General features: G+C 50.6%; 11 protein-coding genes. 7 read left to right on the top strand and 4 right to left on the bottom strand.

The genetic code is table 11. The features are described 5' to 3' along the window. Positions 1-152 precede the first annotated feature (152 nt). From C1192_RS20310 to tolC, 3 genes are all read right to left on the bottom strand, one after another. Entirely contained in the window at positions 153-1,313 is a 1,161-nt protein-coding gene (locus tag C1192_RS20310; RefSeq protein ID WP_000442874.1) for a glutathionylspermidine synthase family protein, read from the bottom strand. Between the two features lie 5 nt (positions 1,314-1,318). Further along, a complete protein-coding gene (locus C1192_RS20315; RefSeq protein ID WP_000831543.1) occupies positions 1,319-1,990 on the bottom strand; it encodes a DUF1190 family protein in 672 nt (223 codons plus the stop codon). Between the two features lie 147 nt (positions 1,991-2,137). Beyond that, positions 2,138-3,619, bottom strand: a complete 1,482-nt coding sequence (tolC, locus tag C1192_RS20325; RefSeq protein WP_000735302.1) for an outer membrane channel protein TolC — start codon at positions 3,617-3,619, stop codon at positions 2,138-2,140. Positions 3,620-3,823: 204 nt separating this feature from the next. Here tolC and nudF point away from each other — a divergent pair, with 204 nt between their 5' ends. The 5 genes from nudF to parE are packed head-to-tail and all read left to right on the top strand — an operon-like array spanning position 3,824 to position 8,230. Next, positions 3,824-4,453 carry an ADP-ribose diphosphatase gene (gene nudF, locus C1192_RS20330; RefSeq protein WP_038354405.1) on the top strand — a complete coding sequence of 210 codons (630 nt, stop codon included), beginning with the start codon at positions 3,824-3,826 and terminating at the stop codon, positions 4,451-4,453. Next, positions 4,454-4,876, top strand: coding sequence for a DUF1249 family protein (locus tag C1192_RS20335; RefSeq protein WP_000833390.1), 423 nt, complete (start codon positions 4,454-4,456; stop codon positions 4,874-4,876). 24 nt (positions 4,877-4,900) lie between these two features. Next, positions 4,901-5,728 (top strand): 3',5'-cyclic-AMP phosphodiesterase, encoded by an 828-nt coding sequence (cpdA, locus tag C1192_RS20340; RefSeq protein ID WP_000444754.1) that lies wholly within the window; start codon positions 4,901-4,903, stop codon positions 5,726-5,728. Continuing rightward, complete coding sequence (yqiA, locus tag C1192_RS20345; protein WP_000105733.1) at positions 5,728-6,309, top strand: esterase YqiA; 582 nt, start codon at positions 5,728-5,730, stop codon at positions 6,307-6,309. Before cpdA ends, yqiA begins: the two co-directional genes overlap by 1 nt. Before the next feature lie 28 nt (positions 6,310-6,337). Next, a complete protein-coding gene (gene parE, locus C1192_RS20350; protein ID WP_000195279.1) occupies positions 6,338-8,230 on the top strand; it encodes a DNA topoisomerase IV subunit B in 1,893 nt (630 codons plus the stop codon). A gap of 55 nt (positions 8,231-8,285) precedes the next feature. Here the strand turns inward: parE and C1192_RS20355 are convergent, their stop codons facing one another. Further along, positions 8,286-10,427 (bottom strand): TonB-dependent siderophore receptor, encoded by a 2,142-nt coding sequence (locus C1192_RS20355; RefSeq protein WP_001051713.1) that lies wholly within the window; start codon positions 10,425-10,427, stop codon positions 8,286-8,288. Positions 10,428-10,800: 373 nt separating this feature from the next. Here C1192_RS20355 and C1192_RS20360 point away from each other — a divergent pair, with 373 nt between their 5' ends. Both C1192_RS20360 and C1192_RS20365 read left to right on the top strand, forming a co-directional pair. Next, positions 10,801-11,610: an ABC transporter ATP-binding protein gene (locus tag C1192_RS20360; protein WP_038354406.1), complete on the top strand. Its 810-nt coding sequence runs from the start codon at positions 10,801-10,803 to the stop codon at positions 11,608-11,610. Beyond that, positions 11,607-12,590: a FecCD family ABC transporter permease gene (locus tag C1192_RS20365; RefSeq protein WP_038354407.1), complete on the top strand. Its 984-nt coding sequence runs from the start codon at positions 11,607-11,609 to the stop codon at positions 12,588-12,590. The genes C1192_RS20360 and C1192_RS20365 overlap by 4 nt, the downstream gene beginning before the upstream one ends. The last annotated feature ends 1 nt before the right edge of the window (position 12,591 follow it).

The raw sequence follows: 12,591 nt of genomic DNA on the forward strand, positions 1-12,591 counted from the left end.
TTACAAAACCGTCTGTATATGACGATTTAACATTAGATTGATTATTAATGTTAAATAAAATGTAGAGATGTATGTGGTTATATATTGATTGGAGTTATGAATTGCGGATTAATAATGAATTGCCCCGGTTATCGGGGCAATTTTAAGCAGTATTATTCAACAAAAATATGGGGGTAGAAGCGAGACATATCCTGGGTGATCAATGCACGGTCTTCACGAATGCCAATTCCGGCAGGTTGATCGTTCACCAGCCAGCTTCCAATCAGCATATAGCTGTCGCCAAATTTCGGCAGCGGATGGAATTGCTGAACAATCATTCCTTCTTCGCCATACGGGCCTTCCGCCGCTTCAATGGTTTTACCGTTCTCAATGATCGACACGTTTGCACCTTCACGTGAGAAGATCGGCTTAACCACATATTTTTCCATTTGCGGATGATCATCTTCCGCAAAATAAGCGGGCAACAGGTTCGGGTGATTCGGGAACATCTCCCACAGCAGTGGCAGAAGCGCCTTGTTGGAGATAATGCTCTTCCACGCCGGTTCCAGCCAGCGTACGCCAGCATCTTCCAGCTTGGTAGAGAACATTTCGCGCAGCATAAATTCCCACGGATATAGTTTGAACAGGTTAGCGATGACCTGATCCTGTAAATCCGTGAACTGACCTTTTTCACCTAAACCGATATCGTCGATATACAGAAACTCGGTAGCGATTTCAGCTTCGGTCGCGCAGTCCTGCAAATACTGAATAGTGCCGCGATCTTCCACCGTGTCGCGACAGCAGGTGAGATGCAGCAACTGAAAGCCATACTGTTCACGTAGCTCGGCAAAGCGATCAATCAGCTTTTCTTGCAGGCTATTAAACTGATCGCTGCCTTCCGGCAGGTTGCCAGCGTTAAGCTGATCTTCCAGCCAGAGCCACTGAAAGAACGCTGCTTCATACAGTGATGTTGGCGTATCAGCGTTATTTTCCAGTAACTTAGGTTCGCCTGTACCGTCCCACGCCAGATCAAGACGTGAATAAAGCGACGGCTGGTGGGTCAGCCATGACTGACGTACAAAGCTCCAGGTATGCTTTGGAATGCGGAATTTGGTCATCAGCTCATCGCTGGCGATCACTTTTTCCACCACTTTCAGGCACATCTGGTGCAGTTCGGCGGTAACTTCTTCCAGTTTTTCAACCTGGGCGAGGGTCAACTTGTAGTAGGCATCTTCACACCAGTACGGCTCGCCGTACATGGTGTGAAAATTGAAACCGTATTCGTGGGCTTTTTCGCGCCAGTCCGGGCGCTCGGTAATACTGACTCTTTCCATCGGTATTAACCACCCATTGAACGAGAAGAGGTGCCGGTTGCGCTACGCTGCATGGTGCTTTGTTTGGCAACAGACTCGCCAAAGCCGCCGCGGGTAACGGTGGTGGTGGTCGCTGGTTTTGGTGCCATTGCTGTTTTCGGTACGGTCATGGTGCGGCCTGGCTGGGCTGCGCCATAGTTTTTACCGGTTGCGTCGGTATATTTACCGTAAGCCGGGCTGGCAGGGTTCTTTGAGGAGAACAGCGGTTGCTGTGCAAAACCCGCTCCGCCGCCCATCAGACGACCCATCATGTAACCTGCCATTAGCGGCATCCAGAAGCTTCCGCTGGATTGCTGGGCCTGCGCCTGGTTTTCTGGTGCCATGCCTGCCTGGGCAGGTGCCTGCTGGCATTGACCTTCGCCAAATTCGGCAACACAGTCTTCACGGGTGGCGTATTTCGGCGCGGTACGTTCGGCTTCTTTCAGCGCATTGTTGTACGCGGTGGTGCATTCTGCGCTTTTGCCTGGGTTTGCGGCTGAACAATCATCAGCGTTCTGATACAGAGACACGGTCTCATCACTCTTTTCACAGCCCGCCAGCATAAAAACAGTGGCAACAGCAAGAGCGACAGGTGTCAGATGGCGTGCGCTCCAGTTTTTGCGGAACGATGCGTGGCGTATGGATTTTGTCCGTTTCATTTTTGTCTTCCGGGACCAGTGGTAAATACCCATCAGAATAGAGGATGGCTGGTCGAAATTGAAGCGAGAAGGGGGAAGAATGCGGCAGATAACCCGTATCTTTACGTTGCCTTACGTTCAGACGGGGCCGAAGCCCCGTCGTTGTCATCAGTTACGGAAAGGGTTATGACCGTTACTGGTGGAAGTGCGTGCGGATACCTGCTGAACGGCTGGTGCCGGGCTATCAGGTGCATAACCATCAGCGATAGCATTTTGTTCCGGCGTTTGCGGCGCGACGTTTTCCGGGTTAGTGGAAACCGGTTTGCTCAGCGCATTGTTCAATGCCAGCAGATCCTGCTCGTTCAACGTACCCAGAGCTGATTTAATATTCAACTGGTTAATCAGGTAGTTATAACGTGCATTCGCCAGTTCTTGCTTGGCGTTGTACAGCGTCGTGGTGGCGTCCAATACATCAACAATGGTACGCGTACCGACCGAGTAACCAGCTTCCATCGCGTCTAATGAGCTTTGGGCGGAAATAACGGCTTGTTTGTAAGCGTTAATGCTACTGATAGATGCATTAATGTTGTTGAAGGAGGAACGCACGGTTTGCACGACGCTACGGTGTGCGCTTTCCAGTTGCTCGCTGGCACCCACGAAGTTGTACTGCGCCTGTTTCACCTGCGAGTTAACCATTCCGCCCTGATAAATCGGCAGCGAGAAGCTCAGGCCCACTTTGTTCTGGCCCATATTGCTGTCGTCATACTGGCCTGCGGTCGCACCACGGGTTTTCGAACCACTGTAGGAGGTGTCAGAAATTCCGGTAGAGGCCGTTAAATCCAGAGTCGGTAAGTGACCATCCTGCGCCTGGCGAATTTGCTCGCGTGCCAGGTCCTGGCTCAAACGTGCCTGTAACAGCGACAGGTTACGCTTTTCAGCTTCTTTCAGCAGAGTGTTCACCGGCTGTGGTTTGTCGGTTTTAAAGTTTTCAACATTCAGCGCCGCCAGTTCCGGGTAGTAATTACCAGTGATCTGACGCAGTTGCTCAACGGCATTGTCGAGATTGTTACGTGCGGTCACTTCGTTTGCCAGCACGGTATCGTACTGTGCGCGGGCGTTCTGCACGTCGGTGATCGCCACCAGACCCACGTTAAAACGTTGGGTGGTTTGATCTAACTGACGGTAGATCGCTTCTTTTTGCGCCTGGGTATAGGAAAGAACGTCAATCGCATTCAACACGTTGAAATAAGCGGTCGCGGTGTTGAGGATCAGAGTTTGTTGATCGGTCTGGTAAGTGACGTCCTGAATTCCGGCCGCTTTTTCCTGCAAGGTCAGCGCACGCCATTTCGACATATCGAAAATGGACTGGGTCAACTGCAGGGACGCACTGGTCGCGTTAGAGTTGATGCCGTTCGCGTCGCGATAGCCGTTGCTGTAGGTGTAATCTGCACCTAAACCCAACTGTGGCAGTAATGGACTGCGCGCTTCATTAATTTTTTCAAAGGCAGCATCACGATCGGCGGCAGACTTACGCAATTCCGGGTTACTAAGGCGTGCTTGCTGATAAACTTGCATCAGGTTCTCGGCCTGGCTCAACGTACTGAACCCAGAAAGGCTCAGGCCGATAAGAATGGGGAGCAATTTCTTCATTTGCATTCCTTGTGGTGAAGCAGTATTTAGCGCGATCAAACTGTAAAATTATTGCGGATTCTAGCAGAAGCCGCCACCGCAAAAGGTTGGCGTTACGTGCCATAGGGCATTAATGTGCCTCAATTTAACACATGACCGCTCAAACGGCAGTCAAACGTCGCTGAAATTCACATTTAATTCACTATTAGTGTCAGGACATTAACAATGCTTAAGCCAGACAACCTGCCCGTTACATTTGGCAAAAACGATGTAGAAATTATTGCACGAGAAACACTTTATCGCGGCTTTTTTTCATTAGATCTTTATAGATTTCGCCATCGTCTATTCAACGGACAAATGAGTCATGAGGTCCGGCGGGAAATTTTTGAGCGCGGGCACGCCGCAGTCTTGCTACCCTTTGACCCAGTACGCGATGAAGTTGTGCTGATTGAGCAGATTCGGATTGCCGCCTATGACACCAGCGAAACGCCCTGGTTATTGGAAATGGTTGCCGGGATGATCGAAGAAGGTGAAAGCGTAGAAGATGTCGCCCGTCGCGAAGCGATTGAAGAGGCGGGACTGATAGTCAAACGGATCAAACCGGTGTTAAGTTTTCTGGCAAGCCCGGGCGGCACCAGTGAGCGTTCGTCAATTATGGTGGGCGAAGTGGACGCCACGACCGCAAGCGGTATTCACGGTCTGGCTGATGAAAACGAAGATATTCGCGTTCATGTGGTAAGCAGGGAGCAGGCATACCAGTGGGTAGAAGAGGGGAAAATCGACAACGCAGCGTCGGTCATCGCTTTGCAATGGCTGCAACTGCATCATCAAGCGTTAAAAAATGAGTGGGCATAAATGAAGCGTTACACACCTGACTTTCCTGAAATGATGCGCCTGTGCGAGATGAACTTTTCACAATTGCGCCGTTTGTTGCCGCGCAATGACGCACCCGGCGAAACTGTAAGCTATCAGGTGGCAAACGCACAATATCGGTTAACGATTGTGGAATCGACCCGATACACTACCCTGGTGACAATTGAACAGATTGCACCTGCAATCAGTTACTGGAGCCTTCCGTCAATGACGGTGCGTCTGTATCATGACGCGATGGTGGCTGAAGTGTGTTCAAGTCAGCAGATTTTTCGCTTTAAAGCGCGGTATGATTATCCTAATAAAAAGTTGCATCAACGCGACGAAAAGCATCAAATTAATCAGTTTTTAGCGGACTGGTTGCGATACTGTTTAGCACATGGAGCGATGGCGATTCCGGTTTATTAGCGTCGTGAAACCTAAGGACACCATTTGGAAAGCCTGTTAACCCTTCCTCTGGCTGGTGAGGCCAGAGTCAGGATTTTACAAATTACCGACACTCACCTGTTTGCACAAAAGCACGAAGCCCTGCTGGGGGTAAACACCTGGGAGAGCTATCAGGCGGTGCTGGAGGCGATTCGCCCACACCAGCACGAATTCGACCTGATTGTCGCGACAGGTGATTTGGCACAGGATCAATCCTCTGCGGCCTATCAGCACTTTGCAGAAGGCATCGCAAGCTTTCGTGCGCCCTGCGTCTGGCTGCCGGGTAACCATGATTTCCAGCCTGCGATGTACAGCGCATTACAGGATGCGGGCATCTCCCCGGCGAAGCGTGTGTTTATTGGTGAGCAATGGCAAATCCTGATGCTGGATAGCCAGGTGTTTGGCGTACCGCACGGCGAGTTGAGCGAGTTTCAGCTTGATTGGCTGGAACGTAAACTGGCCGATGCGCCAGAACGTCATACTTTGCTGCTGCTGCACCATCATCCGTTGCCTGCGGGTTGTAGCTGGCTTGACCAGCACAGTCTGCGTAACGCGGGTGAACTGGATAACGTGCTGGTGAAGTTTCCGCACGTCAAATATCTGTTGTGCGGACATATCCATCAGGAACTCGATCTCGACTGGAATGGTCGCCGCCTGCTGGCAACGCCATCAACCTGTGTGCAGTTTAAACCACACTGTTCCAACTTTACGCTGGACACTATTGCCCCTGGCTGGCGTACGCTGGAACTCCATGCCGATGGCACCCTGACTACCGAAGTGCACCGCCTGGCGGACACTCGTTTCCAACCAGATACCGCTTCAGAAGGCTACTGATGTCAACGCTTCTTTATTTGCATGGATTCAACAGTTCGCCGCGTTCAGCGAAAGCGAGCTTGTTGAAAAACTGGCTGGCGGAGCATCACCCTGACGTTGAGATGATTATTCCGCAGTTGCCGCCGTATCCTTCCGATGCGGCAGAACTGCTGGAATCCATTGTGCTGGAACATGGTGGTGATTCGCTGGGTATCGTTGGTTCGTCACTTGGGGGTTATTACGCTACCTGGTTGTCGCAATGTTTTATGCTGCCAGCGGTAGTGGTAAACCCGGCTGTGCGCCCGTTTGAACTGCTGACGGACTATCTCGGTCAGAACGAGAACCCCTACACCGGGCAGCAATATGTGCTAGAGTCACGCCATATTTACGATCTCAAAGTCATGCAGATTGACCCACTGGAAGCACCGGATCTTATCTGGCTGCTGCAACAGACGGGAGATGAAGTGCTGGATTACCGCCAGGCGGTGGCGTACTACGCCTCCTGCCGCCAGACTGTAATAGAAGGCGGCAACCACGCATTCACGGGCTTCGAAGATTATTTCAACCCGATCGTCGATTTTCTTGGTCTGCACCATCTCTGACGATCAACTCGAATTGCTAACTTAAACCATGACGCAAACTTATAACGCTGATGCCATTGAGGTACTCACCGGGCTTGAGCCGGTTCGCCGCCGCCCGGGGATGTATACCGATACCACTCGCCCAAACCATTTGGGGCAAGAAGTTATTGATAACAGTGTCGATGAAGCACTGGCCGGTCACGCAAAACGCGTGGACGTTATTTTACATGCTGACCAGTCGCTGGAGGTCATTGACGATGGCCGTGGAATGCCGGTGGATATTCACCCGGAAGAAGGTGTTCCGGCGGTCGAATTGATCCTCTGCCGTCTGCACGCGGGTGGTAAGTTCTCCAATAAAAACTATCAGTTCTCCGGCGGCCTGCACGGCGTGGGGATTTCGGTGGTTAACGCCCTGTCAAAGCGCGTAGAAGTCAACGTGCGCCGCGATGGCCAGATTTATAACATCGCGTTTGAAAATGGCGAAAAAGTACAGGATTTGCAGGTTGTCGGCACTTGCGGTAAACGCAATACCGGCACCAGCGTACATTTCTGGCCGGATGAAACCTTCTTTGACAGCCCGCGTTTTTCTGTTTCGCGCCTTACGCATGTGCTGAAAGCCAAAGCGGTACTGTGCCCCGGCGTTGAGATCACTTTTAAAGATGAGATCAACAATACCGAACAACGCTGGTGCTATCAGGACGGTCTGAATGATTACCTCGCGGAAGCGGTAAATGGCTTGCCGACGTTGCCGGAAAAACCGTTTATCGGTAATTTTTCTGGCGATACCGAAGCGGTGGACTGGGCGCTCTTGTGGCTGCCGGAAGGTGGCGAACTGCTGACCGAAAGCTACGTCAACCTGATCCCAACGATGCAGGGCGGGACGCACGTTAACGGTCTGCGTCAGGGCCTGCTGGACGCGATGCGCGAGTTCTGTGAATACCGCAACATTCTGCCGCGCGGCGTGAAACTGTCAGCGGAAGATATCTGGGATCGCTGCGCATATGTGCTGTCAGTAAAAATGCAGGATCCGCAGTTTGCCGGGCAGACCAAAGAACGTCTCTCTTCGCGTCAATGTGCGGCATTCGTTTCTGGCGTGGTGAAAGATGCGTTCACCCTGTGGTTGAACCAGAACGTCCAGGCTGCTGAATTGCTGGCGGAGATGGCGATTTCCAGCGCCCAGCGTCGTATGCGTGCGGCGAAGAAAGTGGTACGTAAAAAGCTGACCAGTGGCCCGGCGTTGCCTGGCAAACTGGCTGACTGTACCGCGCAGGATCTCAATCGTACCGAACTGTTCCTCGTGGAAGGTGACTCCGCAGGTGGATCAGCCAAGCAGGCGCGCGATCGTGAATATCAGGCGATCATGCCGTTGAAAGGTAAGATCCTTAACACCTGGGAGGTCTCTTCTGATGAAGTGTTGGCCTCGCAGGAAGTGCATGATATTTCAGTGGCGATCGGTATTGATCCTGACAGCGCCGACCTTAGCCAGTTGCGTTATGGCAAGATCTGTATCCTGGCGGATGCGGACTCCGATGGCCTGCACATTGCTACGTTGCTTTGCGCACTGTTTGTAAAGCACTTCCGCACGCTGGTGAAACACGGCCACGTTTACGTTGCTCTGCCACCGCTCTACCGCATTGACCTCGGGAAAGAGGTTTATTACGCGCTGACGGAAGAAGAAAAAGAGGGCGTGCTTGAGCAGTTAAAACGCAAAAAAGGCAAGCCTAACGTCCAGCGTTTTAAAGGTCTGGGCGAAATGAATCCGATGCAATTGCGCGAAACCACGCTTGATCCGAATACACGCCGTCTGGTGCAGTTAACCATCGATGATGAAGACGATCAGCGTACTGACGCGATGATGGACATGCTGCTGGCGAAGAAACGCTCGGAAGACCGCCGTAACTGGTTGCAAGAGAAAGGTGATATGGCGGAGATTGAGGTCTGATAATTCCCGCCAGGAGAATAAAATATAGCCCGGTAAACATACCGGGCTTTTTTTATCAAAATTCCATTTTCACCGTGAATTGCACTTCACGCGGATCGCCAATCTGATTACCCAGATTATTTGTGGCTATGGAAGAGGTGTAATACGTTTTATCAAACAGGTTTTTGACGTTTAATTGCAGAGTGACCGGATACTGCAATTTCATTTTATATGCGGCGAAGGCATCGGCAACGAAATAGCCCGGCAGATAGTAGTCAGCCCCATTGGTTGCTGAACGACGGCTTACGCCATGTCCGCCACCGCCAAACGTCAGCGTGTTATTGCCAGGCATATTATGAATGTCATAGGTCAGGAATAGCGAACCGGTATGACGAGGAACATTCGGCAATGGTTTTCCTGCATAATCAGGATCTTCCAGAACCTTAGCATCGGTATAGCCGTAGCTGGCAATAATATTAATATTTTCAGTTAATGCTCCCGCAAGGTCGACTTCTACCCCTCTTGAACGAACGCGGCCTGCCGTTTTGGCGATGGTTTCGTCACCAATACTTTCGGTATACAACACGTTGCGTTTATGGATATCAAACAGCGCAATATCTGCGGTTATACCATCGAACAGCTCGAATTTTGCCCCGACTTCGTAAGCATTAGATGATTCCGGGGGAAGATCGCCAATGTAGCTGGCAATTGACGATTGCGGCATAAATGTTTGCGAATAATTGGCAAATAAGGATACCGATGGCGTCAGTTTGTAGACCAACCCCAGTTTGGGAGTCCATTGCTCATCGCGGCTGTCAGTATTGACATTAAAAGGACGGCCTTTACCCGCATACTGCGTGTAATACTGATAGCGGATCCCGGCGACGGCAATCCAGTTATCGGTCAGATAGAGCGCGTCCTGAGCATAAGCTGAGTAGCTCTCCTGTTTGATCGTCTGATCACTGTCCGATGCCGAGACCGTTGTACATTTGCTGGTATTGCCATAAACAGGGTTGTAGATATTGAAATCTTTAGCGTTTTTACAGCGAATCATATCTGTGCGCAGAAGATCATAATATTCATATGACACCCCGCCCAGAATCTCATTATAGAATCCAGCGATATCGACATTCCCTTGCAGATCCGCACGAGTAGAATGCATGCGCTGAGTAGAGCCCTGAGTTGCATCAACACGCCGTGTCAGCGTTCCTGTTGTTGCATCATACGCGGTAACGCGAGCTTGATTATCGCTGTATTTATCCTGGCTGTAGCTGTAATCAAAGCGCGCAGTCCACTGGCTATTGAGATGATATTCTGCGTTGAGTTGCGCCAGATCGGACTGACCATCTGTAATATTAAACGGTTCGTCGAAACGTATTTTTCGATCAACGTTTACGGGCTGTTTCGTCGTAAGATCGAAAATTGTTCCGCGATCGAATGGCGTTTTATAGTCCCGATGTGAATAGAGCATGGTTACTGTTGCATTATCACCAAACCAGGTGAGTGATGGGGCAATAAATGTACTGCGCTCTTTACCGAAGTTCCGCCAGTAGTCTTCATCCTGCACTTCCCCCGTCAGGCGGTAGGCCAGTTGAGTGCCTTCAATGGGACCTGTGATATCAAGTTGCCCTGTACCACCACCAAAACTGGAGGACGTGGCTGAGACAGAACCATGGAACGTTTTTTCCGGGCGCTTTGTCACGACGTTAATCAGCCCACCAGGATCGAGAATGCCATACAGCGTGGAGGCCGGGCCTTTTAGCACTTCCACACGTTCTGTTGCGGCGTTGAAACTGCGAGGAAGTACGGTTCGCAGGCCGTTGGTCATGATGGAGCCATCCCGGTTTGCACCAAACCCACGACGTACAAAAGCGTCCTGAGTCCCGCCTAATGTATTGGTTTGCACCACGTTACTGACGTTATAAAGCGCCTCATCCAGCGTCGTCGCATGCTGATTTTCCAGAACTTGATCGCTAACCGTATTGACCACCTGCGGAATATCCAGCATCGGCATATCGGTTAATGTCGCCGTGGAGGTGCTCAGAGGCTGATAACCGTCGGTCGCCTCAGTTGCGGTATTCGCATCCGCGGTAACCGTGATGGTTTCGCCATCTTTGGTCGTTACAGTGTCTGTTGCATGAATCATCGGTGCCGCAAAGAGCAGTGAAAAGAGCGCCCGACCTTTGACTCCTGAGAATGAAGGTGTGAACTTAGCCATTTAGTCTTTTATCCCAAAAACTCGCGGATTGTCGCGAGTGAAAATTGTTTCTTGTTGCTCACTAAGCACTATCCGTTTGTTATTTCGCCATCGGATATGTAATTGAGAATCATTCAATCATGCAATAATGTAGTAGTAAATGAGAAATAACGAAAAAATGCTACAGGTGTTTTCACGATGATTTAATGCAGGTTGATTGTTTTTAACTCATTAATATTTAATGTTTTAATTTTTATTTTCAAAAAGATTTTACCTGTTATTTACCTTGTTTTTGTGTGGGTTTTAACTTCTTGACTACTACATTTTGTGGCGTCAAACTCTCAAAGGAGAATGAGTTTTATTTTTGTTTGTCTTTGATTAAGTTGGCGTACACGTGGCACATAACGCAAAAGGGCAGGGGCTGATCCTCGACGATGTTTCTGCCGGGTATCACAAGAACATCATTGTTGATGGTGTTTCTTTCTCCGTTCCCACAGAGAAAATGACCGTTCTGGTTGGGGCAAACGGCTGTGGAAAGTCGACGTTGCTCAGTACCATTGCGCGTATATTGCAACCCATGGGCGGCTCGATATTGCTTGATGGCAAAGCGATTCACGAGCAACCAACGAAAGCGTTATCCCGCAGACTTGGGATCTTACCGCAGTCGCCATTATTGCCGGAGGGCTTAACCGTTTACGAACTGGTGTCGCGCGGGCGCTTTCCCTGGCAGAATTTTATACGTCAATGGAGCGACGCTGACGAGCAGGCGGTAGAAGAGGCCCTGAAATTAACCGGTACGCAGGAGTTTGCGCATTTACCTGTTGAAAAACTCTCTGGTGGGCAGCGCCAGCGGTGCTGGATTGCGATGGTGTTGGCGCAAAAGACGCCTTATATCCTGCTGGATGAACCAACAACCTGGCTTGATTTACGTTATCAGGTTGAAATTCTTGAGTTATTACATGACTTAACGCGCCATCACGGGCGTACAGTCGTTGTGGTGTTGCATGATCTGAATTTTGCCGTCAATTATGGCGATACGCTGATATTTTTACGCCAGGGGAAAGTGGTGCGTGTGTTGAATGAGGGGGAGCATTGCACGCCTGAGCTGGTGAAAGCTGTCTTTGACGTTGATGTTCACGCATCAATAAATCCTCTGACGGGAAAACCGTTTTTCATGCCGTTTCGTGGTGTAGAAAAAGTATGATGCGCACGGGGCTGGTTACTGTTTTTTTCCTCACCTTACTGCTGGTGGGATGCGTTGTATATCCTGGGATTGGTGCCCGATTTATTGCACCACAAACGGTGTTGCAGGCATTTTTCCATTTTGAACCGCAAAACTTCGATCACAACGTGATTATAAGACTCCGTTTGCCGCGTTTGGCGGCAGCATTGCTTACTGGTGCTTCTCTTGGTGTTGCTGGTGCTTTGTTGCAGGCTGTCATTCGTAACCCATTGGGGGAGCCACATATTTTAGGCTTAAATGCCGGAGCCGCCCTGGCTGTCGTTGCTGCCAGTGCACTAGGACTGGCATTTCCTGTTGGGCGTCCATTGCTGGCATCAGCGGGAGGCGCGGTACTGTTCCTGCTGATATTGCTGCTCTCTTCCGCAGGACGTTCAGGGTTAACGCCAATGAAAGTTACCTTATGCGGCGTGGCGCTATCGGCGTTCGTTTCCTCAATAACGGCTGCAATCCTGATTCTTGACGAACAAACGTTGTTGGCGATGCGGACATGGTTAGCGGGTGATTTAGCGGGGTTGGATTGGGCGACGCTTGGTACGTCCGCCTGGTTTTCTCTGGGGGGATTTGTATTAGCTCTTTATCTTGCGCCCTCTCTTAACATGTTGGCACTGGGCGATCGCATGGCGCAGGGCCTGGGCGTCTCGGTACTACGCACGCGAACATTCACTCTGATTGCGATCGCGTTGCTCTGTGGCGCGGCCGTATCGATTGCTGGCCCGATTGGTTTTGTCGGCTTGCTCGTACCGCAGATTGTCCGGCGTCTGGTATCAACGGATCTGTGCGTTCTGCTACCTCTTTCAGCTTGTGTCGGAGCCTTACTGCTATTACTGGCAGATATTATTGCCAGGACGCTTTTCACGCCCCATGAGCTGGCGACAGGTGTCATGACGGCATTAGTTGGTGCACCTGTTTTTGTCATTATGGCGACGAGGATGTTCAAATGAG

Origin of the sequence: Escherichia marmotae (assembly GCF_002900365.1) — a bacterium.
Lineage (GTDB): Bacteria > Pseudomonadota > Gammaproteobacteria > Enterobacterales > Enterobacteriaceae > Escherichia > Escherichia marmotae.